The sequence below is a fragment of the Helicobacter sp. NHP22-001 genome (genome assembly GCF_030270165.1).
Taxonomy (GTDB): Bacteria; Campylobacterota; Campylobacteria; order Campylobacterales; family Helicobacteraceae; genus Helicobacter; species Helicobacter gastrofelis.
Map to the genome: position 1 here is coordinate 1 of NZ_BSWS01000001.1, position 24,933 is coordinate 24,933.

Sequence of the window (24,933 nt, forward strand, 5' to 3'; positions counted from 1 at the left end):
TGGAGATTCCGCTGATGGGGTTGTAACCAAGTATGGCTACATACTGGATATAGCTAGTTATGGATCGTTGAAGCAAGAAGCCCACCCGTCTTTAGCGGGTGGGTGATTCACTATATAGAATCTTATTACTTTAGCAGCTAATTTATAGCCAATTTGTGTACAATTTACGCGCAGTGCGTCATAGTTCATACTACGCTGTAATTACATTATGTATTTTGTATACGAACCTTTACCCAGCCTAGTCCAAAAATACCCATAAAAGTTGAAAATGCTTTATCTTGCAGTGCGCATGCAAACTCTCGTTTCAGATCCCCTACCTACTCTCCCAGATCCACCATTTTCTTAAAAACCATGCTTTAATGTCTTTTGGTTTTAGTTTTATGGTGGTTCTTTTAAGTGTGGCAAACGCAAAAAAAAATACAACGCATTAGCGTAAAAAATCAATCGGCTGCGGTATCTAAGACAATATAAAGATGACAACCAACGCGACCATTGGAGCAAAGAACTCTTCAACACCTACAAGCGGTTACAGACAAGATACGGAAAACCCCCTAGTGCTCAATCTCCCTTCAAGTTAGGCACTAAGCGCAGAGCCCCCTATGGCAATAACCAATTGCGGCACGAAGACAAACAAGACAATACGAGCCACTACGTTGCTCGTATAAGATAGCGTGCATGGCCTTTTAAGATTTTTTCCAAAGCAACTTGTGCAAGAGCATCTCCCATCATTACTCCCTTTTGAAAGCACTTCACGGCTCTAGCCACATCTTGTGATCTTCCATACCCGTATTGGTAGATAAGCCCCAAGGAGTGATAGGCTCTCACCTCTCCGTGTTTAATGGCTTTGAGGAAATAGCTAAAAGCCATATCCTTGTCTTCCACCACGCTATCACCCTTAAAATACAACATCCCCAATCGATAACATTTTCGGGCGTAGGCTAACTCTCCCGCCTTAGAGTAAAGATCTTTAGCCTTGTTATAATCTCTACAAGTGCAAGCGATCACAGCCATTTCAAAATACGCACTTACGCTTCTTAGGCACATGTCAAACCCCTAGTTTCTAAGAATCAAACAAACCAAGAAACTTTAAGAAAGCCAAAGTTTCTAAGGTTTATCAGGGTGCATTATAGCATTTTTTTTATATTTTCATATTATTTTTCATGTTTATATACTATTTTTTGATAGTGCAGATGGTGAAGAAAATACCGATCTAAATCCCAAAAGCGATTGCCATTTCTCGCTAAGTTTCAAAGTGGAAATACTCCAGCAATTTCTCCACAAAAGTCAAGAATGCTCACGAAACGCCCCACTACCCACCGCCACTCGATCGCCCCATTACTTTTTGGCAAGATCAAAGTCGAGATTTAAGTCTTGCATGGAATTTTCTAGGTTAAACATAGTTGAAGTATACCCACTTCGATAGTAAAAGGCTCTGCATCTGCAAATGTTTTGCAATTTGGCTACTTTATGCTTAGCCTTGGATATATATTCTAAAATGGATTAGGTATTCATTTTAGACTTTTAGACTAATAAAATTATCTGTTATCTTTTTTAACTTGTCAATTAAAAATTACAAATTATCTGTACCATGTTTCACTTTGATAATTTAGGTGCGTTCTTGACCTTTGGATCTTATGGTTTTAAGCCTTTTGGTGTGAGATTTATTGTCTAACTCTCTTGTATTCTAATCAATACACTGCAAGTTGTGAGCTTTGGATCTTGTTTGTTTTTACTCATAATTCTCTAATCCTTTTTTCAAGATTGATTTTAGTGAAGTGTGGAGTAGATTAGCCTTGTCATCCTTGAGATACGGCTTTGCCACCAACGCTCGCTAAAATATAGGGATTAGAAAGTCCCCCTAGTCGTTTCGTTTCCATTTACTTGGAGCTTAGATTACCCCATATTTTGCACTCAATTTATTCTAAGGCAATGGTCCCCTTGTGTGCGAGTTTACTCATAAAACTGGCTACGCAACATTATCTAATCACCCGTGCATATCAATCACAAACTGCACCACAAACAACGCCCCGAAGAGGTAGAGCAAGGGGTGGACTTGCTTGAACTTGCCCCGAACAATTTTAATGAGCGGATAGACAATGAGCCCGATGCCCACGCCATTAGTGATGCTAAAAGAAATGGGGATCCAAAAGAATACGAAAAAGGCGGGCAGGGCCTCTTCTAAATCATTCCAATCGATTTCGCCCAAATGGCTCATCATCATAAAGCCCACAATGATGAGGGCCGGGGAGGTGATGGCGGGCACGCTGGCTAGAGCTTTTGCTAGGGGGGCTAGAAAGATTAAAGAGGCAAAGAGCAAGGCAACAATGACGCAAGTAAAGCCCGTGCGCCCGCCCACGCTCACTCCCGCCCCCGATTCAATGTAGGTAGAGGTGGGTGAAGTGCCGGCTATTGCCCCCACTGCGCTGGCGATCGCGTCTGCAGAAAGCGCACTTTTGGCGTTTAAGAAGCGATCGCCTTGCATTAAATTGGCTTGTTGCGCCACTCCGATCATGGTTGCCGTGGTGTCAAAGAGCATGACTAAAAAAAAGGTGAAGATCACCGCCCCAAGGTCGAGTTTTAACGCCCCCAAGAGGTCTAGCTTAAAAAAGGTGCTATCACAATGCTTAGGCAATTCAAACAAATGCTCAGGCAGTTTTAAATGCCCTAAGAGCAGGGCTAAAAGGGCGGTGATCAAAATGCCTAAGAAGATCGCCGCCTTGACGCGATGCACTAATAAAACAATGGTAACAAACAGCCCGATTAAGGACATATAGGCGATGGGCTTAGAGAAGTTGCCTAGCGTGATGATGGTCGCGCTGGAGGGCTCGACTAGATGGGCGTTTTGCATGCCAATGAAGGCGATGAAAAGCCCGATGCCTGAAGTGATGCCCGCTTTTAGGGAGGTGGGGATCGCCTTGATCAAAGCCTCTCTAAAGCCCGTCAAGGACAGGGCTAAGAAAATCAAAGAAGCCCAAAAGACGCTGCCTAGGGCGGTGTGCCATGAAATGCCCATGCCAAGCACGATCACAAAGGCAAAATAGGCGTGCATGCCCACACTCGGAGCGATGGCAATGGGATAATTTGCCACAACCCCCATGATCAAAGTGCCAACAATGGTGGCTAGCAGGGTCGCCACAAACACGCCGTCAAAATCCATGCCCGCTTTTTGCAACACGGCGGGATTGACAATGGCAATGTAAGAAATGGTTACGAAAGTGGTCAAGCCAGCTAGGGTCTCGATGCCTAGCGAAGTGTTGCGCTCTTTGAAGTGGAAAAACTTGGACAAAAACGCTAACATACTCGGGTTGCTCCTTATTTGTAGAATGGGTTAAAGTTAATCTAGGGTAAATGGAGCAACAATAAGGGGCATTGTATTGAAGCAAACTAAAATAGGGCTTAAATAGTGGTGTTAGAGGGCTTAGAGGGCTTAGAGGGGCTAGGACTGTTAGGCTTTTCGGGGGGGGGCGATAGCGTGGCGTTGTTTTATTTACTCTTGGAACGGGGACTGCCCTTTGATTTAGCGATTCTAAATCATGGGTTAAGGGCGCAGGCAAGTTTAGAGGTCGCCTATGCCAAAGAGTTAGGGGCAAGGCATGGTAAAAAAGTCCATGTAAAAAAAGTGCACCTACAAGGGGGCAATTTAGAAGCCAAGGGGCGCCAAGCACGCTACCTTTTCTTTGAGGGTTTGATAAAGGAGTTTGGCTACACGCATTTAATTTTAGCCCACCACTTGAACGACAAATTAGAGTGGTTTTTGATGCAACTAGCCAAGGGGGCGAGTTTGCAAACCCTGCTAGGCTTTAGTGCCCTAGAGCCACGCACAAACTACACCCTAGTGCGCCCCTTAATTTACACCCCAAAGGCTGCCCTACTAGACTATCTACACGCCCATAAGCACCGCTACTTTGAAGACAGCACAAACAACGATTTGCGCTTTAAACGCAATCTAATCCGCCATAGCCTAGCCACGCCTTTTTTAGACTTGATGGGGGCTAGGGGGGTGGTGCGCAGTTTTCAAGCCCTAGAGCTAGAAAAACAAAGCCTTTACCCGCCCCTAAACTATCTTGAGCTTAAGGGCGTGTTTGTGTTTAAAGCGGGGGGGCAAAATCTCTACTACATAGATAGCCTGCTTAAAAAACTAGGCTATGTTTTAAGTGCCAAACAACGCCTAGAGCTAGCACAAAATAACTTTAACGGGGTCGTGGGGGGGGGGTTTGTGGTGGGGTGTGGAGGGGGGCTTGTCTATGTGGCTAGGGCTTTGGAGGCTAAGCCCAGCTTGCCAAAACCTTTTAAAGAGGCTTGCCGTAAATTACAGATCCCCCCTTTGGTGCGTCCCCTTTTCTTTAGCCAAGAGTGGGAAAACACTCTAGCAACACTTAAAGACTTTCAGTCCGCACAATCAAACTAGGGGGTAGGTTAAAGGTGTTGATGATCTCTTGCTCTAAGGCTCTTTGCTCTCCGCTGTCCTTTTCGTGGTCGTAGCCTAGTAGGTGCAAATAGCCGTGCAAGAACAATAGCGTAACCTCATCTAAGAGGCTATGCCCACGCTTTTGCGCCTCTTCTTTAGCTAATTTGATATTCACCACCACACTGCCTAAAAAATCATTAAAGGGCATGGAAATGGGAAAGCTTAGAACATCTGTCGGCTTATTGAACCCACGATATAAATGATTCAACTCTTGTATGCGCTCAGCAGATACTAACACCAATTCCACCCCCCCCGCCTTGCCTAAATGCGCCATAAGTGGGGTTAAGTGCGCCCTTAAATCCCCTAGCCCACTTTGCACTTCATCGATTAAATCGATTTGAAACTCCATAGCACCCCTTTAAGAGAAAAGCATTATAATACCCACTTTTGGAGAAGCCATGTTTAAACCCCACCACACCGCCCTTTTAAAGTGGTATGCCACCAGTGGGCGCATAGACCTGCCTATCCGCCACTTAAAAGGTGAAAACGCCCCCTATGAAGTCTATGTCAGCGAAATCATGTCCCAACAAACCCAAATTGGCGTGGTGCTAGACAAATTCTACCCCCCTTTTTTAAAAGCCATGCCCACTCTCAAAGACTTAGCCCAAGCCAAGCTAGAGCAAGTTTTATTATTGTGGCAAGGGCTAGGCTACTACGCAAGAGCAAAGAATCTACACAAGAGTGCCAAAATTTGCTGTGAATTGCACGGGGGCGAACTACCCAATGACTACAACGCCCTAAGAGCCTTGCCGGGCGTGGGCGATTACACCGCCAATGCGATTTTATGCTTTGGTTACAAACAGGCGGTGGGGGTGGTGGATGCCAATGTTGCCCGGGTGCTGTTGCGCCTTTTTGGCATAGACCCTAAAAGCCCAAATCTAGCCAAACTCTTGCAAGTTAAAGCCCTAGAGTTTTTAAACCAAGAAAACCCCTTTGATCATAACCAAGCCTTGATTGACTTAGGCGCACTTGTTTGCACCCCCGCTAACCCCGCTTGTTTATTATGTCCCCTCCAACAAGCCTGCAAGGGCAAACACAATTTAACGCGTTTTAGCGTGGCAAAAAAGCCCCCAAGCACCCCCATCACCAAGCATTACGGTGTGTGTGTGCAAGAGGGGTTTTTATATTTAACTTGCGCCAAAAAGGGGCTATACGCACACTTGCACCAATTCCCCTTACTTAAAGAACAAGAACATATTAACTTGCCCCTACTAGCCCAAGTGCGCCACAGCTACACCAAATACCGCCTAAGTGCTAAAATCTACCAAGCCACTCTAGCAGACCTAGACCCCACCAACCTAGTCAAAATCCCCCTACAAGACTTCAAACACACCCCCAAAAGTTCTTTGAGTCTTAAAATAATGCACACCTTGCCTATCCTAAACCTTTAAGCCACAAGCTAAAGCAAAAAATCCTATAATAGGTCTTATTTTTTAAGGAGAGCCCATGAAATTAGCCAAGTTTGCCCTAAGTTGCGATGGAGTTAAAGTTACGAGTTTAGAGCAGTTGAAAGAGCATTTTAATCTCTTAGACATTTTGGAGCACTACAAAAGCGGTACTTTAAGCCGTTGGTTACGCTCAAGAGGGTATGAAAACGAGCTACAAGGCATAGAAGCCATTAATGCCACAGAGGACGCAGAAATTTTAAATGCCCTTTGTGGGGTCTTTGGCATTGAGGCGGATTTAGAAACAATCAGTGCCATTTTAGAGGAGCACGCCCAAGAGCAAGAGAGGGCAAAAGCTGAAGTTAAAGCCCAATCCTTAATCCCCCTTGCCCCTAAAGAACAAGCCCTAATCCCCACTATCACGCAAAATGCCCTAGTTACCCCCCCCCCCCCCCCTCACACGCAAACCCCAACGCAGCCTAGCGAAACATTAGTCAGCCACTATAAAACACTTGAAGAAAGGTCGTGGGATTATAAGGCACTCAAATATAAACTTCTCAACGCTAAAGGTTTAGTAACAGGCAAGGCGACCCTAAAAGAGTTGCTTAAAGGTTATGCGGATTTTTTGGGAAAAGACAAAAACGAAATTGCAGACCATTTAGGAGCACTCACAAAAAATAAAAATGGCGACCGACAAGCCTTTAGAGCACTCCTATTTTATTTGTTAGCAAGCCCTGTCTTTAAGGCAAGTGAGCTTGAAAAGGCATGGATAGAAAAGTTACAAATTGCCGGCACTATCGAAGAACTAGCCGACATGCTAAGCATGGACAGATACACCGAGATCTGCGAAATCACTTTAGATTTTCATGCACTACAAACACAAGCCCACGATTTTGGCAAGATTGTTTGTTTTGCGTCTATAGACTTCTCTTTTGGAATAGAACCTATGGACGAAAATAACCAACCACTTAAACATATCCCACTTTGGCTATTCATCACACGCACATTGAAAATCAAAGGTAAAAGTTTTGCGGGGCAAAGTTTTGGGCTAGGTGAGCGAACTTTGCAATACCTAGAACTCGACCTTTAACCCCCCTACCCCTCAGCCGGTAGTTGCAACGCCGGCATTGCTGGCATGTCCAGTCCAGCAATGCCCTCTAAAGAGCCGTAGCTTTTATTGACATGGGATAAGATTTTTTTAATCTGCTTCTCCCTTTTGCTCCAAAGCCTCTCCATCGCCCGCTTTTCATCCTCTAAATCCCTTTGCAAGGCGACAAAGCTCTCCACCAAGCCCTGCACATGCTGGCTAAACTCTTGGCTAGTGAGATAGTCATAAAGATAGTGCATTTTATCCGCCTTATTCTCTTGGCTCTTATACGCCCCGTGCAAGCGCACCACCATCTCCCTTAGCACCACACTAAGCCCCTTAAACTCTTGAAAGCTACACACCCACACCCCCTCTAATAAGCCCATCCTATCTAAACCCTTAGGCATCGCCTCGCTCACCAACACCCCCACCTCAGCCCCCGCCTCCAGCACATTCGCCTTAAGCTTAGCGATCCACTTGTGGTCAAAATTCTTGGTCCGCTTGCTCTCATAGCACACCACCCCACAGCACACCCCCCTCTCATTATGCACCTTCTGCAAGCAATCCGCCCCCTTCTGCCCCTTTGGCACTTCGGCAATGGTGTCTTTAGGGAACTGGGCTTTCAAATACGCCTCAATGGCTAATTCTTGTGCCTCGCCTTGCAGTTGCTGGGAGGTGAGTTCCGCCCGCTTATTCACTTGGCTGATCCCCTCTTTGAGCTTGCGGTTCTCCTCCTTTAACTGCGTGAATTGCACCTCAAAGAAAGCCTGTAGTTTCGCCTTCTCCTCCTCTAGCTGGGCGGTTAGGTTCAAGGCACTTTCTGCCTCGATTTTTGATTTCATCTCCTCTTTCTCTCTTTCTAAACGGGCGTTTTTGGCTTGCAGGGCGTGCAATTCTTGCAGTTGCTTAGATTTTTCTTGCAACTCTTGCTCCATCGCCTTGAAGGCGTTTTGCTGTTCGGCTTGCATTTGGGCTTTAATGTCTGCTTGCATTTTTGCCCTCTCTTTTGCCATTTGGGCACTTGTCTCAGCCTCTAGTCGGGCTTTTTGCTCCTGCAAAGCTTGGTTAATGCCCTCTTGCATCTTCTTATCAAAGGCTTCTTGTTGCTCTTCAAGTCTTTTAAATGCCTGCTTATATTCGTGGCGTTTGTCTTCCACCTCCTTTTTAAACTGCTCCCTTAAGGGGGCTAAGAGCGCATCATTAGCGTCAATGGGTTTAGAGCAGTGGGGGCAAATGAGGGTTTGCATAGGTGTCCTTTAGCCAAAAGTAAAGGGCTATCCTAACACAAAAGGGCTAAAGTTTGGGGGGGTTGCGTGTTTAAAGAATTTGATAATCCCTAATATCTTCCTAATCTCTGCCTTTTTAAATCCGCATAGTCGGGGGTGGCGTAGTTGACAAAGGGCTCTAGGGCAATGCTGCCCCTCTTGGTGAACTTGGCTAACACCTCTAAATATTTGGGCTGAAGTAAGGCGACTAGGTCGTTTAAGATTTTACCCACGCAATCCTCCCCAAACATCCCCTCATTGCGGAAGCTGAAGAGGTAGAGTTTTAAGGACTTACTCTCCACCATTTTTAAGTCGGCAATGTAGTTAATGTAAATGGTGGCGAAGTCGGGCTGGGCGGTGATGGGACAGAGGCTGGTAAATTCCGCGCTCACTAAGCGGGTGAAAATGTCTAGGCTTGGGTGGGGGTTGGCAAAGGCCTCTAGTAGGGTGGGGTCGTATTTGTCAATGTAGGGGGTTTTAGCCCCCAAGTGGTGTAGGTCGTAATTAGGCATGTTCTAGCACCTTAGCGCAACGAGCGCAGGGTTCTAGCGCGCTGTGGCTGGTAAATTGCCAACAGCGGGGGCATTTATGCGCTTTGGCTTTGTAAAGCGTGAAGGCGGAGGTGTCTAGTAGGGCGTTGTCTTGCTTGGCGCACACGCTAGAAACCATCAGCCATTCGGCGTAATGCTTGAAGTCGTCCGGCTCTTTGAGATGGATTTCTAGCTCTAAAGAGGTTTTAACCTGCTTGTCTTTTTTGAGGCAATCTAGGGCTTCGCTAAAGAGGGTGCGTAGGTGCAAGGGGGCTTTAAACTCTTCAAGCAGAGCCTCATTGGGGTGTAGGGTGGGCTCTTTTAAATCAAAGACGCTTGTTCCGCTTAATGCCACCTCTTTAAATAGGGAGCTGGCGTGGCTAAAGACTTCCTCAATGGTGTAGGTCAAAATGGGGGCTAAGGTAAAACTGAGTTGGTGGGCTAAGTGCAACATGGCGGTTTGTATCCCCCGTCTTTTGGGGCTGTTTTTGCCGTCGCAATACAAGCTGTCCTTGCAAATGTCCATGTAAATACCGCTCAGCTCATTAGCGATGAACGCCAAGAGTTTTTGCAAGCCCTTAACAAAGTCGTAGCCTTGAAAATGCGCCTGCACTTGATTAAAGACTTGCGCGCTTTGGGCCAAAATCCATTCATCTAGGGGGTTTAGGGGGCTTAAACTCTCTAAATCCGCAATGTTGGCGAGCAAGAAGCGCAAGGTATTGCGGATTTTTTTGTAGCTGTCGGCGGTTTGCTTGAAGAAGGCATCGCTCACGCTTAGGTCGTTTTGATAGTCGTTCAGCACCACCCACAAACGCAAAATATCGCTGCCATAAGTGTTTAAGATATGCTCTAAGGAAATGACATTGCCCTTAGATTTACTCATTTTATGCCCCTTCTCATCCACCGTAAAGCCGTGGGTCAACACTGCTTTAAAGGGGGCTTTAGAGTGGGCGATACAACTTAAAAGCAAGGAGCTTTGAAACCACCCACGGTGCTGGTCGCTGCCCTCAAGCACAAGGCCGCTGGGGTAGAGTTTCAGGCGTTCCTCACACACCGCCTTAAAGGTGCTCCCACTGTCAAACCACACATCCAAAATATGTGGGTTTTTCTCCAACTTGGGGGCGAGGTGCTTGAGGTCTTGGGGCAGCAAGTCGGCAGTCTTAGCCTCCCACCACGCATTGCACCCCTTTTGGCTAAAAATACCTTTGATATGCTCTAAAATCGCAGGCTCAAACAAGGGCTCTTGGCTCTCCTTATCCACGAAAAACGCCATCGGCACGCCCCAACTGCGCTGCCGACTCACACACCAATCGGGGCGCTGCTCGATCATCGCCTTGAGGCGGTTTTTGCCCTGTTTGGGGTAGAACTCCACGGCCTCGATCGCCTCTAAGGCGACCTGTCTTAGGGTTTTTTTGCTTCCGTCGGGCTGTAAAAAGGGCTCGTCCATGAGGATAAACCACTGCGTGGTGGCGCGGTATAACACCGGCTCATGGGTGCGCCAGCAATGCGGGTAGGAGTGGGTGATCACGCTGTGGTGCAAGAGATTTTCACCCAAGAGCTCTAGGATTTTGGGCTGGATTTTAAGCACATGCGCGCCTAAAAACTCCTGTGGCAAAAGCTTTTTTTCTAGGATTTCTTCATCATAACGCCCGAAGTCATCCACGGGCATGAGCACCTCTAAGCCATAATCCAGCCCTAAAAAATAGTCCTCTTCGCCATGCCCGGGGGCCGTGTGCACCGCTCCACTGCCCTCTTCTAGGCTCACGTGGTTACCTAGCACCACAAGCGAAGCGCGCCCATTTAAGGGGTTGATCGCCTCGTGTTTTTCTAAAAGATCGCTCTCAAAACTGCCGACAATCTCACCCTTTAAAATCCCCTTTTCTAAGAGTTTGGGGGCGAGCTCTAGGGCGGCAATGTGCCCGGCTGAAGTGATGGCGTAGGTGGTCTTGGGCTTTAGGGCGATGGCAGCGTTGGCAGGCAAAGTCCAAGGCGTGGTGGTCCAAATCACTAGGGCGAAGTCTTTAGGGGTTTGCTCGACGCTAAAATGCGCCTCTTTAGCTAAAAAGGCGGCACTTTGGGGGGCTAAATTAAAGGCGACAAAGATCGAATCAGACTGCTTGTCCTTATACTCCACCTCGGCCTCTGCCAGCGCGCTTTGGCACGCCCAACTCCAATACACGGGCTTAAAGCGTTGTTTAAGTAGCCCCTTTTGCGCCACAATGCAAAGCATGCCATAAATGCTCGCCTCAAAGGCGTAGTCTAGGGTTTCATAGGGTTTTTCATAATCGCCCACCACGCCCAGCTGTAAAAACTCATTTCTTTGGATGTCTATGAATTTTTTAGCGTGGCTGTAGCAGCGTTTGCGAAACTCTAGGACATTGTCCTTATCTTTAAATTCTTTCTCCACTTGCTGTTCGATGGGTAGGCCATGGCAGTCCCAACCGGGGGTGTAATCCACGCAAAAGCCCGCAAAATAGCGGTGCTTGACCACGACATCTTTGAGGATTTTATTCAAGGCATGCCCGATGTGTAAATGCCCATTGGCATAGGGCGGGCCATCGTGCAGGTTAAAGCTCTCTTGCCCCTTGCGCTTGGCTTGCATGTGGGCATACACGCTCTCTTCTTGCCATTTGACATAGACTTTCGGGGCGTTTGCGCCCAAGTTTGCGCGCATGGGAAAGGAGGTGGTGGGTAAAATCAGGGTGTCTTTGTAGTCCATTGTTAATCCAAAATTTTAATGTATAGATGGCTTTGAGCTTTGGGGATGGTTTTGAGCGTGGGGATCGCCAAAACCTCGTAGCGTTTGGTTTGCTCTAAGTAGGTGATGGCGATGATATCCCCGACTTTGACCTCTTTGCTCGGCTTGACTTTGAGCCCATTTAAGGCAACCACGCCCTCATTTAGCATGTCCAGCGCAATGGCGCGCCTTTTGGTGATGTTGGTGGCGTTTAAAAATTTATCAATACGCATTTCTCTATTCTAGCAAGCTGTGGCTAAAAATGGGCTTTTGCACTTTGTAGTGCGTAACACTTTTGAAAGTTTTATGGTAAAACAAGCAATCTTTAAAGAGCACCTGTTAATTGTCGAGGTCAAAAAATCCAGCGTGAAGGTCCGCTACAATAACACGATTGGCGATTTTGTCCCATATACGCAGGTGCATAATCAGTTTAAAGCCAGCTACAGCCCACCCACAATCGGCGAAACCGCCCTTTATCTTAAAATGGGGCGCTTTGGGCTCGTGCTGGGCACTTCTATTTTGCCCCAAGAGGTGGAGGACAGCCAAAAAGAGGACATCCAGATCATCAAATACAAGGATGGCACAACCACCACTTATTGAGATGAGGTGTTAAAGGTTCTCAGCCTCAAAGACTTGGTCATTGAATGTGAAACGCCACACTCAAGGCACAAAAGAGTGTTGAGGTAGAGTGCGGCACGGCACAGGTTAAGGCGCAAAATACTCTAAATTTGGAGGCACAAACGGCTAAAATTAAGGTAAATTCTACCAGTGCGGATGCGCTTGATGTTACCCCACTCTTGAGCACATGACTAGGGGCAACACAGCGATCGCTGTGTTTCTCTTGGATAGGGTTCTTTGTGGGCTTGAAGTTGATGGAGGCAATGTTGCCCATTAATCAGGCTTTTTTAAAGCTGTAAGATTGTCTTGTTTTTGGTTGGGGTTTAGCAAGGTTTTGTTTGAGCTCTTGGAGCCTTTGTGTTTCTTTTGTTACCCTAACTTCTCTGGGCTCTTGCCCTCCTGTTATAAATGCGCTGATCTAAAACCTCATCGACCGCTTGCCGTTCAGCTATTTTCTTATCACTTTGCGTTTTAATAGCCTCTAGCTCCCTATGCATCTTTTTTTCAAAAATCGCAACTTCGAGGGATTAAACCAAGATACGGATCAAAAAATAAGCGACAGTTCTACAATAATACTTGTCAAACAAGCTATCTAAAATTTATTTTTGTTGATTTCTCATCGATATTGCTTACAATTCCATTTCCGCTAGTATTAGCTTACAAGCTTTTACTCACTGTTGTTTGCAGTAGTTGCCATCACTGATACTTATCTTTCCCCCTGCTAACCACTATATGGATCTAGTTAGGGGCGGTAGTTTGGTGTGTAGGCTCTAGCTCTAGGTTTCCCAAAGAGATGTATCCGTTAAGGAGAGTTTAGATGACACTTGTAGGCTTTGTGCAGCCCTTGAGGTTAGATTAGATCTTATTTTCTAATACTCGTTGTTTGTAGCGTGCAAAGTGATGATGGCCTTATATCTCTTTTAAGAAAACCTAATAATGTGATCCAAGTCAAGCTTTGGGCTTGTTTTAAGTTTCTTTGTGCAAAAATCGAAACTTTATAGGCTAAAACTTAGGTCAAGAGGTGTTTTTTGTTATCCCGTTATTTCTTTCAAAAAGGTTTAGCCTTTGTGCCTAACCACCGCCTGCGCTATTTAAGTTTGAGTGTGGCGTGCTTGGGGATCGCCTTCGTGATAGGCATCATTGGGCTGTATTTAATGCCAGAGAGCGTAACGCATTGGACAAAGCAAAAATTCGGGCTGATGAGTTGGCTTGAGAATGTCCATTTAGGCCCTGTGTTTGACAACGATCTCTTCATTTTTAATTGGGTCTTGCACCCCTATTTTGGGGCGATTTATTTCATGCAAGCCCGTGTGGCGGGGTATAAGTTTTTTACGGGGGTGTTGTTCACGGCGTTGGTGTCGACCTTCTTTTGGGAGTATGGACTGGAGGCTTTTGTCGAAATCCCCAGCGTCCAAGACTTGATTTGCACCCCCACCCTAGGTCCGCTCGTGGGCGAGGTGTTCTACCGCATCAGCCAGAGGCTACAAAGGTCCAAAAAACTGCCTAAGTTTTTCGTGGGCTGTGCGCTCTTTTTCTTAGATTTCATCGGCTTTAGCATCCAAAAACTCGGCTTTGCTAGAGCTTGTGGGATATGCAATAAAAACGCCGTTTACCAACAAGACACCCCAAAATGCTAAATTCAACTCCCATGAAGTGAGGTTTTAATGCAATTTCAAGTTTCTAACCAAGCCAAGTTGCCCACCCCCTTTGGCGACTTCTGCTTACAATCCTTTAAAGAACAACAGGGGGCGTTGGAGTTAGACCATTTGGTGGTTTTCACTAAAGATTTGGGTGATCTGCCCTTAGTGAGGGTGCACTCAGAATGCCTCACCGGCGATGTGTTTAGCTCGCAAAAATGCGACTGCGGGGGGGAGTTGAAAATGGCACTCGAGCGCATCAGCAAAGAGGGGGGGATGCTCATTTACCTACGCCAAGAGGGGCGGGGCATTGGGCTGTTTAACAAAATCAACGCCTACGCTTTGCAGGATCAAGGTTATGACACCATCGAGGCGAACGAGGCGATCGGCTTTAAAGATGATGAGCGTGACTACACGATCGTAAAACATATTTTCACGCACTACGGCATTAGTAAAATCCGCCTACTCACCAACAACCCCAAGAAAATAGAAGCCCTTGAGGCGTTTGTAGAGGTCGAGCGTTGCAGCATTTTAGTGCCCAGCAACTGCCACAACCACGCTTACCTACAGACTAAGAAGCTCAAAATGGGGCATTTGCTTTAATGCTAAGCTTTAATGAAGCCCTAGAGGTCATCGGGGCGAGTTTTTTAACCCCTCTTGGCAGTGAAAAGGTCTTGTTTGCAGACGCCCTAGGGCGTGTGTTGGCTGAGGACATTTTAGCCCCTAAGGACAGCCCCACCCATACCACCGCCAGTATGGACGGCTACGCCTTTAGGTTAGAGGATTTGGACTTGTTACAAACCCAAGGGCTCTTGGTGCAGGGGATCAACCCAGCCAGCTTGCAAGAGCCTCCCATGTTAAAGCCCGGATGCGCCCTTAAAAGCTTTGTTGGGGCAAAAATGCCCATCGGGGCGGACGCGCTTGTCATTGTGGAAGAGGTGCAAGAACAGGCCGAGCGGATATTTTTAACACATAAAAGTGGCAAGTACGATTGGATTCGCCCCATAGGCTCGCAGTATAAAAAGGGGGCGGTGGTGCTTGCCAAAGGGGATAAAATCACACCCTATGGCATAGGTGCACTCGCCGAGCACAACCAAGTCTTCGTGCAGGTGTATAAAAGGCCTCGTGTGGGGATTTTAAGCGGGGGGGCAGAGATTGTGGAGGTGGGTGCGCCCATTGAGGGGGTGCGCAGCGTGAATAACCACATGCTAAAGGCGATGGCTGAGAGTCTAGGGGGCGAGGGCGTGCTCTACCCGCTCTTGCCCGACAAGCAAGAGAGCATCGAGCAAGCCATATGCCACGCCTTTAGAGATTGCGACATGGTCGTGACCACGGGGGGGATGAGCAAGGGGGATTTTGACTTCACCCAGCACGCGATCGCCAATGTGAGCGAGATCGCCTTTAAGGGGGCAAAGATCAAGCCGGGTAAACCCTTGGCTTACAGCATTTGCGCCAAAGACGGCACGCATAAGCCCTTGCTTGCGCTACCGGGCAACCCCCCCGCTGCTGCGCTCACTTTTTATCTCTTTGGGGCGGCGGTCTTTGCCAAACTCTTCAACACCCCCTACGCCCCACCCTTCCAAGAAGCCACTTTAGAGGAGGATTTTGAAAAGCACGAGGAACGCATGGAGTTTTTGGCGTGTGCGGTGTGTTTGAAAGGGGGACGCTACTTTGCGAGCCTACGCCCTAGGGCGCATTTGCACGATGGCCACAGCGGCTTGTTGGTGCTTGAAGAGGGGGGGCGGACTTACAAAAAGGGCAGTGCTGTGCCGCTCTTGCTGCACTACATTTTTTAAGGAGTTTGATATGGTGTCTGTGCGTTTTTTAGGGCCGATCAAAGAGGAGAGCCTAGAATTAGACATTGCGAATTTAAAGGACTTGCGGGCAATCTTGCACGAAAAGGCGCAGATCAAGCCATGGCTTGCGATGAGCGCGGTTGCCATTAATGGCGTGCTCGTGGAGGATGCCAACACCCCCTTAAAGGCGGGCGATGAGGTCGTCATTTTACCGCCCGTGTGCGGGGGCTAGGCGTGTTGGAGGTTGTGGAGGGTGCGCTTAACACAAACGCCCTTTATGGAGCTTGGTCTAAACTCTGTGTGGAGCAAAATCTAGGGGCGTTGTGCGTCTTTAGCGGCTTTGTGCGCCCTGAAGAGGGGCTAGAGGGCTTGAGTTTTGAGGTGTTCATGCCCTTATTTGAGGCGTGGTTTGGCACATGGCAAGAGCGGGCGAAAGCGCAAGGGGTGTATTTGTGTTTGGCGCACTCAAAGGGCGATGTCTTGGTGGGGCAAGGCTCTTACATGACAGGGCTAATGGGCGCACACCGCCAAAAGGCGTTGGAGCTGTACGCCCCCTTTATTGAGGATTTCAAGCACAACGCCCCCATTTACAAATACGATTTAAGAAATGGGCAAAAGATTTACGCCAAGGATCGAAGCCATCCATTGAAAGGGAGCGGATTACTGCAATGACAACAATCAATATCGGCGTGGTGGTGGCAAGCGATCGCGCCAGCACGGGTATTTACGAGGATTTGAGCGGGCTAGCCATTAAAGAAGTTTTAAGTGAATACATTTTAAACCCCCTAGAGTTTATCTACCGCCTCTTGCCAGATGAGCAGACTGTATTAGAGCAGACTTTAAAAGAGCTTAGCCAAACTTGCGCATTGATTGCCACCACAGGGGGCACAGGACCCGCCCCAAGGGATGTTACACCCGAAGCCACTAAAGCGGTGTGTTCTAAAATGTTGCCCGGTTTTGGGGAACTGATGCGCGCCACGAGCTTAAAATATGTCCCCACGGCGATTTTATCGCGCCAAAGTGCGGGCATTTGCGGTTCTAGCCTCATTGTCAATTTGCCCGGCAAGCCCAAGAGCATTAGGGAGTGTTTAGAGGCGGTGTTTCCGGCCATTCCTTACTGCATTGATTTGATCGGGGGTCCCTACATTGAGGCAAACCCTGAGAACATTAAGGTCTTTCGCCCCAAAAATGCTTAGCCACCTAGACAGCAACCAACACCCCACAATGGTGCATGTAGGGGACAAGGCGCACACAGAGCGCAAGGCGGTTGCCAGCGGGCAGATTTCTATGAGCGCTGATGCTTACAACGCCATTGTGGGGCAGACCATCAAAAAGGGACCCGTGCTGCAAACCGCCATCATCGCTGCGATCATGGGGGCTAAACAAACCAGCTCTTTAATCCCCCTATGCCACCCTCTAAACCTCTCTAGCGTGCAGGTGCAGGTGCAGGAGTTAGAAGAACTTTGTGCCTTTAAGCTATTTGTATCTGTAACCTACACGGGGCAAACGGGCGTAGAAATGGAGGCACTTATGGGCGTGAGTGTGGGGCTTTTAACGATTTATGACATGGCTAAAGCGGTGGATAAGGGCATGGTGATTAGCGATGTGCGCCTAGAATCTAAGAGTGGGGGCAAAAGTGGGGATTATAAGGGCTCTTAAGCTATTAGCATAAATGCGCTATAATAAGGGCTTTATCTAAAAAATCTACGCTAATTCAAGGAGAACAGATGCGACTAAAAACATGGCTTATCGGGGTGGGGTTGGCTGTCGCTTTTGTGGGCTGTGGGCCAAATATTACGGTTACAAATAATGTCCCTCTGCGCTTGGCTTATAAGAGTAGCACCGCTAAAGCCCCCGCCACGCACAAACAGATCATGATCTTAAAGCCCTTGTTGCAATACAGCGACAACATCGCTAAAGAGTATGAAGCCCGCTTTAAAAAGCAGCTCACTCTAAAAATCCAAGCTCTGCTAGACAATCAAGGCTACAAAGCCACGATCTTAGATGTGAGCGATAAAAATGACTTGACCTTTTCGCAAAAACGCGATAACTATTTAGGACTAGAGATCAGCGGGGAGGTGGTGTTAAGACCCGACCCCAAAACCACAGAGCAGAAGAAATCTAGCCCCGGGCTTATTTTCTCCACAGGCATGGATGTAACCAAAGGTGCACTTTTGGCAATGGGCTACATTAAAGTGGTCTTCATTGAGCCCGAGAGTGGGGAGGCAGTGGATTCGTTCATGATTGATCTGAGCGAAATTGATGTGAGAGAGCCTTTTATAAAATCCACGCGCTCCGAGCACACCGGAGGGCTTTTAAGCTCGCTGTATAAAGGTAAAGACGACTCCAACGATGCCGTAAAAAAGGCACTGAACACGATCTTTAGCGCTGTGCTCGCCAAAATTGACGCCAAAATGACCCAAGAGAAGATCCAAGCCTACGCTAAAGACATTGCTGATCTAAAAGCCCAACGCAAATACTGATGTTGCCTCCCCGTTTAGATTGGGCTAAACGGGCAATCCAAGCCCTTTTAACTGCCCTTGCTTTTAGCCTTTTTTTGAGTTTCTTTTTAAGCCTACTGCGTCTAGGTTTCATTCTTTATAGCGGGCTTTACGAGGGCGCGCTTAGCCACCCCCTACCCTTCGATCAAATCGCTCAAGTGCTCAAAGATGGCTTTAAATACGACAATAGAGTTGCGGCGGCGGCTTCTTTGATTTTCTTAATCCTTGCCCTAGTGCGTGCCAAAGCCGCCCACATTTTTGCCCTATTTGTGCTGGTCCTTTGTTTGTTCTTGCAAGTGGCAAACATCACTTACTACGAGATTTATGGCGTGGCGTTCGACATGAATTTATTAGATGCGTTTAACCAAACCCCCAAAATCTTAATGGGCATGGCTTTGCATAGCGAATACCATATCCCCACTAAAGTGTTTGTGTGGATTGTATGTAGTCTACTGGTGGGCTTTATCTACCATAAATTTGCGCATAAAGTGGAGCAACTTGCTAGTGGGTTTCAAAGCCTACCCTTTAAGCCCGTGTGCGGTCTTTTAGTGGCTAGTTTCTCTGTGTGGACTCTTTATTGCATTAACTCGCGTTTGGCTTTAACTGAAGTGTCGCTAGATCTCATCACTAAACCTGCCAAAGACCCCTTTTTGCGCCAAGTAACCATAGGGGCTTTTAGAAACCTTTATTTGGTTTTTAAGGGTTATAAGAGTAGCCAAAATATCCACTTTTCTAGTTTCACTAATAAAAGCTTATTGCAAGCCAGTATCGACTACTTCAATCTGCCCCCCACCACCAAGCTCCCCCTAGATTTAAGAAAACTCTTAAGCCACACTAGCCAAAACCCTACTCCCCCCACGATCCAACATGTTTTTTACATCGTGTCCGAATCGCTCTCTAGCTGGCACTTCGATCCACGCTTTGATGCGATCCACTTAGTCAGTGCCCTAAAGAGCCTCAATGACCAGCAACACGGCTTTATCTTCCCCCTATTCATAGAAAATGCCAGACGCACGGTTAAAAGCCTCGATGTGCAGCTCACGGGGCTCTTTGACCTCAACGATACGAACTTTGTCAATATGAGCGTGAATATCCCAAGCCTACCCACTGCCATCGGTAACCAAATGAAGGGGCTAGGCTTTGACACCACCTTTTACTATGGGGGCAGCGGGATTTGGAATAGGCTCGATCGTTTCAGCAAGAAAGAAGGTTTTGATCATTTTGTGTTCAACACCTATTTAACAGACTTTGCAAAAGAACAACTAAAGATCAACCCCAAAGCTTACCCCAGCCCCTTAGAAAGCGACTGGGGCGTGCACGACAATGTGCTTTTTGATTACATCTTAAACAACACCCCCACGGATAAGAAAACCTTTAGCATGGTGATGACCCTAAGTAACCACCCCACTCGCAATGTCAATTTAAAAGCCTTTGGCGTGCCTATAGAGAAGATCAAAGACTTTGTCGCCCACTCTAAGGACAAAAACATGCCAGATGCAATTTTCTTAGGGCATGTGTATTGGTATGACAAAATCCTAGTGGACTTCATTAAAAAAGCCAGTGCCAAATTCCCCAATGCACTCTTTATCATCACCGGCGATCACTTTGACCGCAGTTTTATTTACGCCAAGGACAATTACTATTGGACCAAGAGCGTGCCCCTAATCATCTATGCCCCCAGCCTCACACCCAAACTTGCCACATGCATCGGGTCGCACATAGACATCGCCCCCACAATCATGGAGCTGGTCGCCCCCAAGGGCTACAAATACGCGAGCTTTGGCAAACCCCTTTTTAGCAACGCGAGCAGTGGTGGCAAAGATTGCGCCATTAGAAAACCTTTTGTGTGGGGGCAATCTAAGGATTTTGCCCTAGGCTTTGAGGCGGTGGCAGGACAGAGCCAAAAAAGCGGGCTGGATTTTGTCTATACAGATAGCGGCGCGCTCTTGTATGTCAAAGAGCACGCATGGGTGAAAGCCCCGCTTTTAGAGGCAGACACCACCCTAGCTAAGGAACTTAAGGATAAAAAACAAATTGCCAATGGCCTTAGCTGGCACTATCTCTTTAAAGGCCCCATTTTAAAATAGGGGCTTGAGGCTTACATGTAATTTGTGAGGCTCATTTGGTTGATTTTACTCGCTGAGGCTAAGGACGCGTCGTAATTGTTGCGCAGTTGGGCGAACTTGTTATAAGTTTGGGCAACATCGGTGCCGGTGGTGTCGGCACGGATCGACTCGACTTGGTTTTTCAACACCTCGTTGCGGCGCATGACATGGGAGAAGTTGCGGCTGTGTGCCCCGTTGGAGGCGATGATCTTTTCAATGTGATCGCTCAAGTGATCGATCAAGGCGATCCCATTTTGTATCCCAATGTTACGCATTTCTGGCCCATAGCCTTGCAAGCTATCAGGGCGGTCGATCCCCTCGCTTACCGCTTGGATCACTTGGTCTAATTGCTTGAAAAAGTGGATGTGGGGGGTGTCGATCGTGGGGGCGTTGTTGGCATTAAGACGGATGGCAGGCGTGTCGCGTCTTAAGCTCTCGGGGCTAAAGTCGCTCGCCTTGTTGTCGTAAAACATAAATTGCATGGGGGTCTGGGAGTGTATTTTGTCGTGGATTTGCACCTGCCCTCGATCATTCAGGCTAACATCCACCCTTGCATCCGCCTGTTTTAAGAGGGATAAAAACGCGTCCTTGCTCGCCTTAGAGGGGGCGTTGCTTTGGGCTTGCTCGTATTCCTTGGGGTCACTGTTACTGAAATTAAAGGCTAGGCTCATCGCATCCATCAGCTGGCGGTAGGTGAAGTCGTTGGGTTTAGTCAAGCTGGGGGTTTTATCATCTCTATTATAAAGGGGAATGTGATACACCCCGCCCTCTTTTTTGGGCAGATCTAAAAATGCCCCCCCGGGGCTTAGGTGCAGCTGGGCGGTTATATCCACGCCGTTGTCGTCTTTAAGCACCATGGTGTAGTCTTGTTGGGTGATTTTTGCGCCCATCACAGAGGCTAGGGTGCTTGCTCCTGTGGCATAATCCATGCTCTTAGGCACGATTTGGGACACATTGCTGTGTAAATACGCCCCTTGGCGGCTGAAGTAGGTTTGCTTGTAGGTGTCGGCGTAATCTAGGGGCAGGGCTTTAGTTGGCGCACCTTTTGCGTCTAGGCTGGTGATTTTAAGGCTAAAGCCACTTGGGCCATCAAAAGGGGGTTTGTTGCTATCGTGCGCCTTGTTGCGGACATTGTTGTCCACGATTCTTAAATGTCCATCGTTAGAGAGCTCCACATCCAGCTTGCCCCCAAAGTGGCTTTTGATCCCATCCATTAAATCCTGCATGGTGGTGTTGGGGGTGATGGCTAAAATCAAGGGCTCTAGAGGGGTTTCATCCACGTGACCATCGGGCGTATTGGGGCGCGTGCCCTCAATTTTAAGGCTTGCCACACTAGGACCTAGAATGTCCTTTAAGGGGGTGTTTCTGGTGGCGGGGGTGTTGTCATCTGTGGTGATGAAGGCACTTTTGATGTCGTGCATGCGGTGATCGTAGGGGTAAAGCGTGCTTTGCAAGCTCTCTAGCGAGCGGTTAGCCACAAATGCACTTTTTACATAGGTGCTCACCCTTGCCCCACTTGCGAACAAATCATTTAAATTGTCTACATTTTTATCACTAGAGATCATATGAAAGTCTAAAGTGGCGCGCCCCGGGGTTAAATCTCTGATCTCAATCTCCCCCCATGCGTTTAAGGACACTTGCACGACTTGGTTTGTGGAAGTGTTGCCATACGCCTTACCGATTTGATCGAGCAAATCTTGCACTCTTGTGGCATCGTCTTTATTATTGTAGCCCTTATCCAGCGCAAACTTCGCCTTAAAAGCACTGCCATCGGGGCGCACCCCTTGCAAATAAAAAATCTCGGGTTTGTCATTTCTAGGGTCGTTGTCGGTGTCGCCAATAAGATCGCGCAGCGTGTCTTGGGCGTTGATGTAGACTTCCTGCGGGTTTTGGGTGCGGTTGTAGGCGTCCATGATATCCGGGTGCAACTTGCTTTGGTTGAGCTTTTTAATGTTGGCCGTGATGATTTTTTGGCGGTCCACATCTTTACCTAAAAAGAGGTTCTGCCCACTGACATTGTAGGGGATTAAATTATTGGAGCCAACCAGGGCGTTTAAATTTTCGTTGTTGCCGTAGTAATTGCCCGCTTGATCAAAGGGGGGGCGGTCGACCTTGCTCCCGCCAAAAATATACTCCCCCCCCACCGAGGTGTTGGCAACATTGATCATGTGCTCTTTGAGTTTTTGCAAGTCTAGGGCGATGGCTTGGCGGGAGGTCGTGGAGTGTGCATCGCTGGCAGCTTGGATAAGTTTCGTTTTAAATTGCTCCATCGTGCTGGAGAGCTCGGTTAGGGCTTTGTCGGTGTTGAGCGTGGAAGTGTAGGCGCTTTGGGCGACATCGTGGGCTTGATCGAGGGTGTTGGATTCAAAGCCGTATTTCAAGTTTTGGTTATTGACTTGGCTATTTTGGTAGCCATACTCGGCCTTAAGCCCCGAGGCGATTTGGTTGTTGGCGGTGTTGAGCTTATTTTGGAGCGCATTTTGGTAGTAGTTGATTTGGTTGTAGCGGTTGCCATCGGTGATGCGCATAAGACTTCCTTTTCAATTATCTACCATACAAACATGCAATATATATACCACTTCGTTAAGGAAAAATTTTAGGTTTCTTGTGCTAGAATAGACCCTAATTTTAATTTCTAATTTTAGGCGGAGATATGTTTTATGCGGTCTTTAAAAATGGGGGCAAGCAATACAAGGTGCAAGAGGGCGATGTTGTCTTGCTAGACAGGCTGGGCTTAGAGCCTAAAACGCATTTTCAAATCCACGAAGTTTTAGCCGTTGCTAAAGAGGGACAAATGTCCTATGGCAGCCCCTTTGTGAGTGGAGCGCAAATTGAGGCGGAGGTCATCAACGAGGGGCGGGGCAAAAAGGTCGTGATCTTTAAAAAACGCCGCCGCAAGGACAGCAAAACTAAACGAGGCTTTCGCCGGGATTTCACCCGCGTCAAAATCACAAAAATCGTAGCATAAAGGATTAAAGCATGGCACACAAGAAGGGACAGGGTAGCACCCAGAATAACCGCGACTCTGCGGGGCGCAGACTAGGCGTTAAAAAGTTTGGAGCAGAGTTTGTGAGGGCGGGCAATATCATTGTGCGCCAAAGGGGCACAAAAGTGCACCCCGGCAAAAATGTGGGGTTGGGCAAAGACCATACCCTTTTTGCCTTGATCGATGGCGTGGTGCACTTCAGCCACAAAGACAAACACCGCAAACAAGTTTCCGTATTTCCTAAATTGGCTTGATATGAGAAGTCTAACCCTTTTTTGCCTCAGCTGTCTGTGCTTGTGGGCTAAAGAGGGCGGGACCTTGATTTACGCCAGGGGGGCGGATGGCTCGGGGATGGACCCGGCGCTGGTCGTGGATGGGGAGAGTTATGCCGCCACTTCAAATATTTATGAAACTTTAGTGCGCTTTAAATACGGCTCGACTGAGATTGAGCCCGCCCTAGCAAGCAGCTGGGAGATTTCTAAAGATGGCCTCACCTACACCTTCCACTTACGCCACGGGGTTTACTTCCAAACCACCCGCTACTGGGATGAAAAGTCTGAGCTCACCGCTAAAGATGTGCTCTTTTCCTTTGAGCGGCAGACGGGGAAAGTGCCCTACTACAAAGGGGCAAAATCCTATGGCTACTGGGCGAGCATGGGCATGTCCTCCATCATTAAAAAAATCGAAGCCTTAGATAAATACACGGTGCGCTTCACCTTAAAACACCCCGAAGCCCCTTTTTTGGCGGATTTGGGCATGGATTTTTTAAGCGTGCTTTGTGCCGACTACGCCGCCCACTTAAAAGACCTAAATAAAGAGGATGAGCTTACTAGAAAGCCCATAGGCACGGGGCCTTTTAAATTAGCGACCTGGTTTAGGGACGATAAAATCGTGCTTTTAAAAAACAACGACTATTGGGGTCCTAAGGCGCATTTAGACCGCGTGGTGCTAAGGGTGATCCCTAACCCCTCTGTGCGTGCCCTAGCTTTGCAAAGAGGGGAGGTGTCTATCATTAGCGCGCCTAATCGCAACGAAATCCCTCGCTTGGCAAGCTTGCCCGGGATCGCTGTGGATGAAAAACCCGGCTTGTTTGTAACTTGGATGAGTTTAAATTTAGAGAAAAAGCCCTTTGACAACCGCCTCGTGCGCCTAGCCATCAACCACGCCATCAACACACAAGATTATGTCAAAATCGTGTATGAAAACTACGCCACGCCGGCCATCAACCCCATGCCCCCCTCCATGTGGGGGTATAACAAGGATATAAAACCCTATGGCTACGATTTAAAAGTCGCCAAAGAGCTTTTAGCCAAGGCGGGCTACTCTAATGGCTTTGAAACCACGCTTTTTACCGCCTCCAAATACAACAAACAAGCCGCCGAGTTTATACAAGCGCAATTGGCAAAGATCGGCATTAAGGTGAGGATTGAATTTTTTGAGTGGGGGACCTACCTTAAAAAAGTGGCGATGGGCGAGCATAAAATGGCGTTCAGTGGCTGGAAGGCAGACACGCCCGATCCGGACAACTTTTTATATATTCTATGGAGCAAAGAGGCGGCGGCAGAGATCCCCACGCGCAACGGCTCTTTTTATAAGAGTGATGCCTACTCTAGGCTGGTTACAAAAGCCAAATATCTCTCCAGCCAAGCCAAACGCGCCACTCTTTATCAAAAAGCCCAAGAGGTCTTCCACAACGACGCCCCCTGGGTGCCCCTAGCCTACCCTTATAGCATTGTGGCGCGGCTTAAGAGTGTGCAAGGCTATCAAGTGAGTGGGGTGCAGATCAACCGCTTTGCGCATGTCTACTTCTCTAAATAA

25 protein-coding genes are annotated in these 24,933 nt (G+C 47.8%); 16 read left to right on the plus strand and 9 right to left on the minus strand.

The annotated features are described in order from the left end of the window. Window positions 1-648: 648 nt before the first annotated feature. The gene (locus tag QSJ47_RS00005) at window positions 649-1,044 is read right to left on the minus strand and encodes a tetratricopeptide repeat protein (RefSeq protein WP_285602049.1); all 396 of its coding nucleotides are present in this window, start codon (window positions 1,042-1,044) and stop codon (window positions 649-651) included. Between the two features lie 940 nt (window positions 1,045-1,984). After that, window positions 1,985-3,298, minus strand: a complete 1,314-nt coding sequence (locus QSJ47_RS00010) for an NCS2 family permease (protein WP_285602050.1) — start codon at window positions 3,296-3,298, stop codon at window positions 1,985-1,987. A gap of 105 nt (window positions 3,299-3,403) precedes the next feature. Here QSJ47_RS00010 and tilS point away from each other — a divergent pair, with 105 nt between their 5' ends. Then, complete coding sequence (tilS, locus tag QSJ47_RS00015; RefSeq protein WP_285602051.1) at window positions 3,404-4,408, plus strand: tRNA lysidine(34) synthetase TilS; 1,005 nt, start codon at window positions 3,404-3,406, stop codon at window positions 4,406-4,408. Here the strand turns inward: tilS and ybeY are convergent. Further along, window positions 4,377-4,742, minus strand: coding sequence for an rRNA maturation RNase YbeY (ybeY, locus tag QSJ47_RS00020; protein ID WP_285602352.1), 366 nt, complete (start codon window positions 4,740-4,742; stop codon window positions 4,377-4,379). The genes tilS and ybeY overlap by 32 nt on opposite strands. A 124-nt stretch (window positions 4,743-4,866) precedes the next feature. On the opposite strand from ybeY, the gene QSJ47_RS00025 reads away from it, so the two are divergent. After that, window positions 4,867-5,859 carry an A/G-specific adenine glycosylase gene (locus tag QSJ47_RS00025; protein ID WP_285602052.1) on the plus strand — a complete coding sequence of 331 codons (993 nt, stop codon included), beginning with the start codon at window positions 4,867-4,869 and terminating at the stop codon, window positions 5,857-5,859. A 55-nt stretch (window positions 5,860-5,914) separates the two neighbouring features. Then, window positions 5,915-6,943 (plus strand): hypothetical protein, encoded by a 1,029-nt coding sequence (locus tag QSJ47_RS00030; protein ID WP_285602053.1) that lies wholly within the window; start codon window positions 5,915-5,917, stop codon window positions 6,941-6,943. Between the two features lie 5 nt (window positions 6,944-6,948). Here QSJ47_RS00030 and QSJ47_RS00035 read toward each other — a convergent pair whose 3' ends face one another. The 4 genes from QSJ47_RS00035 to QSJ47_RS00050 all read right to left on the minus strand — a co-directional run bounded on the left by QSJ47_RS00035 (window position 6,949) and on the right by QSJ47_RS00050 (window position 11,705). Continuing rightward, complete coding sequence (locus QSJ47_RS00035) at window positions 6,949-8,187, minus strand: DUF2130 domain-containing protein (RefSeq protein ID WP_285602054.1); 1,239 nt, start codon at window positions 8,185-8,187, stop codon at window positions 6,949-6,951. Between the two features lie 89 nt (window positions 8,188-8,276). Continuing rightward, window positions 8,277-8,717: a preQ(1) synthase gene (gene queF, locus QSJ47_RS00040; protein ID WP_285602055.1), complete on the minus strand. Its 441-nt coding sequence runs from the start codon at window positions 8,715-8,717 to the stop codon at window positions 8,277-8,279. Beyond that, window positions 8,710-11,454, minus strand: a complete 2,745-nt coding sequence (gene ileS / locus QSJ47_RS00045; RefSeq protein WP_285602056.1) for an isoleucine--tRNA ligase — start codon at window positions 11,452-11,454, stop codon at window positions 8,710-8,712. The genes queF and ileS overlap by 8 nt, the downstream gene beginning before the upstream one ends. A gap of 2 nt (window positions 11,455-11,456) precedes the next feature. After that, on the minus strand, window positions 11,457-11,705 hold the full coding sequence (locus QSJ47_RS00050) for an RNA-binding S4 domain-containing protein (RefSeq protein WP_221271597.1): 249 nt from the start codon (window positions 11,703-11,705) through the stop codon (window positions 11,457-11,459). A gap of 49 nt (window positions 11,706-11,754) precedes the next feature. On the opposite strand from QSJ47_RS00050, the gene QSJ47_RS00055 reads away from it, so the two are divergent. Next, complete coding sequence (locus QSJ47_RS00055; RefSeq protein ID WP_285602057.1) at window positions 11,755-12,072, plus strand: hypothetical protein; 318 nt, start codon at window positions 11,755-11,757, stop codon at window positions 12,070-12,072. 37 nt (window positions 12,073-12,109) lie between these two features. Here the strand turns inward: QSJ47_RS00055 and QSJ47_RS00060 are convergent, their stop codons facing one another. Further along, a complete protein-coding gene (locus tag QSJ47_RS00060; RefSeq protein ID WP_285602058.1) occupies window positions 12,110-12,364 on the minus strand; it encodes a hypothetical protein in 255 nt (84 codons plus the stop codon). A gap of 754 nt (window positions 12,365-13,118) precedes the next feature. Here QSJ47_RS00060 and QSJ47_RS00065 point away from each other — a divergent pair. The 9 genes from QSJ47_RS00065 (at window position 13,119) to QSJ47_RS00105 (ending at window position 20,111) form a co-directional block, all read left to right on the plus strand. Continuing rightward, window positions 13,119-13,727: a DUF3943 domain-containing protein gene (locus tag QSJ47_RS00065; protein ID WP_285602059.1), complete on the plus strand. Its 609-nt coding sequence runs from the start codon at window positions 13,119-13,121 to the stop codon at window positions 13,725-13,727. Window positions 13,728-13,754: 27 nt separating this feature from the next. Beyond that, window positions 13,755-14,330, plus strand: coding sequence for a GTP cyclohydrolase II (ribA, locus tag QSJ47_RS00070; RefSeq protein ID WP_285602060.1), 576 nt, complete (start codon window positions 13,755-13,757; stop codon window positions 14,328-14,330). Beyond that, window positions 14,330-15,523 carry a molybdopterin molybdotransferase MoeA gene (locus tag QSJ47_RS00075; protein WP_285602061.1) on the plus strand — a complete coding sequence of 398 codons (1,194 nt, stop codon included), beginning with the start codon at window positions 14,330-14,332 and terminating at the stop codon, window positions 15,521-15,523. Before ribA ends, QSJ47_RS00075 begins: the two co-directional genes overlap by 1 nt. 10 nt (window positions 15,524-15,533) lie before the next feature. Continuing rightward, window positions 15,534-15,755 (plus strand): MoaD/ThiS family protein, encoded by a 222-nt coding sequence (locus QSJ47_RS00080; RefSeq protein WP_221271602.1) that lies wholly within the window; start codon window positions 15,534-15,536, stop codon window positions 15,753-15,755. 2 nt (window positions 15,756-15,757) lie between these two features. Next, the gene (locus QSJ47_RS00085; protein ID WP_221271603.1) at window positions 15,758-16,195 is read left to right on the plus strand and encodes a molybdenum cofactor biosynthesis protein MoaE; all 438 of its coding nucleotides are present in this window, start codon (window positions 15,758-15,760) and stop codon (window positions 16,193-16,195) included. Further along, window positions 16,192-16,719: a molybdopterin adenylyltransferase gene (mog, locus tag QSJ47_RS00090; RefSeq protein ID WP_221271604.1), complete on the plus strand. Its 528-nt coding sequence runs from the start codon at window positions 16,192-16,194 to the stop codon at window positions 16,717-16,719. Before QSJ47_RS00085 ends, mog begins: the two co-directional genes overlap by 4 nt. Further along, on the plus strand, window positions 16,712-17,182 hold the full coding sequence (gene moaC / locus QSJ47_RS00095) for a cyclic pyranopterin monophosphate synthase MoaC (protein WP_221271605.1): 471 nt from the start codon (window positions 16,712-16,714) through the stop codon (window positions 17,180-17,182). The genes mog and moaC overlap by 8 nt, the downstream gene beginning before the upstream one ends. Before the next feature lie 68 nt (window positions 17,183-17,250). After that, complete coding sequence (locus QSJ47_RS00100; RefSeq protein ID WP_285602062.1) at window positions 17,251-18,006, plus strand: HpaA family protein; 756 nt, start codon at window positions 17,251-17,253, stop codon at window positions 18,004-18,006. Window positions 18,007-18,041: 35 nt separating this feature from the next. After that, the gene (locus tag QSJ47_RS00105; RefSeq protein ID WP_502875102.1) at window positions 18,042-20,111 is read left to right on the plus strand and encodes an LTA synthase family protein; all 2,070 of its coding nucleotides are present in this window, start codon (window positions 18,042-18,044) and stop codon (window positions 20,109-20,111) included. An 11-nt stretch (window positions 20,112-20,122) separates the two neighbouring features. Here the strand turns inward: QSJ47_RS00105 and flgL are convergent, their stop codons facing one another. Continuing rightward, window positions 20,123-22,657, minus strand: coding sequence for a flagellar hook-associated protein FlgL (gene flgL / locus QSJ47_RS00110; RefSeq protein ID WP_285602064.1), 2,535 nt, complete (start codon window positions 22,655-22,657; stop codon window positions 20,123-20,125). A gap of 125 nt (window positions 22,658-22,782) precedes the next feature. Here flgL and rplU point away from each other — a divergent pair, with 125 nt between their 5' ends. The 3 genes from rplU to QSJ47_RS00125 are packed head-to-tail and all read left to right on the plus strand — an operon-like array spanning window position 22,783 to window position 24,933. Beyond that, on the plus strand, window positions 22,783-23,097 hold the full coding sequence (rplU, locus tag QSJ47_RS00115; protein ID WP_285602065.1) for a 50S ribosomal protein L21: 315 nt from the start codon (window positions 22,783-22,785) through the stop codon (window positions 23,095-23,097). A gap of 11 nt (window positions 23,098-23,108) precedes the next feature. Then, window positions 23,109-23,369, plus strand: coding sequence for a 50S ribosomal protein L27 (gene rpmA, locus QSJ47_RS00120; protein WP_285602066.1), 261 nt, complete (start codon window positions 23,109-23,111; stop codon window positions 23,367-23,369). Between the two features lies 1 nt (window position 23,370). Then, complete coding sequence (locus QSJ47_RS00125) at window positions 23,371-24,933, plus strand: ABC transporter substrate-binding protein (RefSeq protein ID WP_285602067.1); 1,563 nt, start codon at window positions 23,371-23,373, stop codon at window positions 24,931-24,933.

Excerpts from the sequence above, each read along its gene's own strand:
- QSJ47_RS00005 (WP_285602049.1), bottom strand. The coding sequence starts at position 1,044 with ATGTGCCTAAGAAGCGTAAGTGCGTATTTTGAAATGGCTGTGATCGCT.
- QSJ47_RS00010 (WP_285602050.1), bottom strand. The coding sequence starts at position 3,298 with ATGTTAGCGTTTTTGTCCAAGTTTTTCCACTTCAAAGAGCGCAACACT.
- ybeY (WP_285602352.1), bottom strand. The coding sequence starts at position 4,742 with ATGGCGCATTTAGGCAAGGCGGGGGGGGTGGAATTGGTGTTAGTATCT.
- QSJ47_RS00025 (WP_285602052.1), top strand. The coding sequence starts at position 4,867 with ATGTTTAAACCCCACCACACCGCCCTTTTAAAGTGGTATGCCACCAGT.
- QSJ47_RS00030 (WP_285602053.1), top strand. The coding sequence starts at position 5,915 with ATGAAATTAGCCAAGTTTGCCCTAAGTTGCGATGGAGTTAAAGTTACG.
- QSJ47_RS00035 (WP_285602054.1), bottom strand. The coding sequence starts at position 8,187 with ATGCAAACCCTCATTTGCCCCCACTGCTCTAAACCCATTGACGCTAAT.
- queF (WP_285602055.1), bottom strand. The coding sequence starts at position 8,717 with ATGCCTAATTACGACCTACACCACTTGGGGGCTAAAACCCCCTACATT.
- ileS (WP_285602056.1), bottom strand. The coding sequence starts at position 11,454 with ATGGACTACAAAGACACCCTGATTTTACCCACCACCTCCTTTCCCATG.
- QSJ47_RS00050 (WP_221271597.1), bottom strand. The coding sequence starts at position 11,705 with ATGCGTATTGATAAATTTTTAAACGCCACCAACATCACCAAAAGGCGC.
- QSJ47_RS00060 (WP_285602058.1), bottom strand. The coding sequence starts at position 12,364 with ATGGGCAACATTGCCTCCATCAACTTCAAGCCCACAAAGAACCCTATC.
- ribA (WP_285602060.1), top strand. The coding sequence starts at position 13,755 with ATGCAATTTCAAGTTTCTAACCAAGCCAAGTTGCCCACCCCCTTTGGC.
- QSJ47_RS00075 (WP_285602061.1), top strand. The coding sequence starts at position 14,330 with ATGCTAAGCTTTAATGAAGCCCTAGAGGTCATCGGGGCGAGTTTTTTA.
- QSJ47_RS00080 (WP_221271602.1), top strand. The coding sequence starts at position 15,534 with ATGGTGTCTGTGCGTTTTTTAGGGCCGATCAAAGAGGAGAGCCTAGAA.
- mog (WP_221271604.1), top strand. The coding sequence starts at position 16,192 with ATGACAACAATCAATATCGGCGTGGTGGTGGCAAGCGATCGCGCCAGC.
- moaC (WP_221271605.1), top strand. The coding sequence starts at position 16,712 with ATGCTTAGCCACCTAGACAGCAACCAACACCCCACAATGGTGCATGTA.
- QSJ47_RS00100 (WP_285602062.1), top strand. The coding sequence starts at position 17,251 with ATGCGACTAAAAACATGGCTTATCGGGGTGGGGTTGGCTGTCGCTTTT.
- flgL (WP_285602064.1), bottom strand. The coding sequence starts at position 22,657 with ATGCGCATCACCGATGGCAACCGCTACAACCAAATCAACTACTACCAA.
- rplU (WP_285602065.1), top strand. The coding sequence starts at position 22,783 with ATGTTTTATGCGGTCTTTAAAAATGGGGGCAAGCAATACAAGGTGCAA.
- rpmA (WP_285602066.1), top strand. The coding sequence starts at position 23,109 with ATGGCACACAAGAAGGGACAGGGTAGCACCCAGAATAACCGCGACTCT.
- QSJ47_RS00125 (WP_285602067.1), top strand. The coding sequence starts at position 23,371 with ATGAGAAGTCTAACCCTTTTTTGCCTCAGCTGTCTGTGCTTGTGGGCT.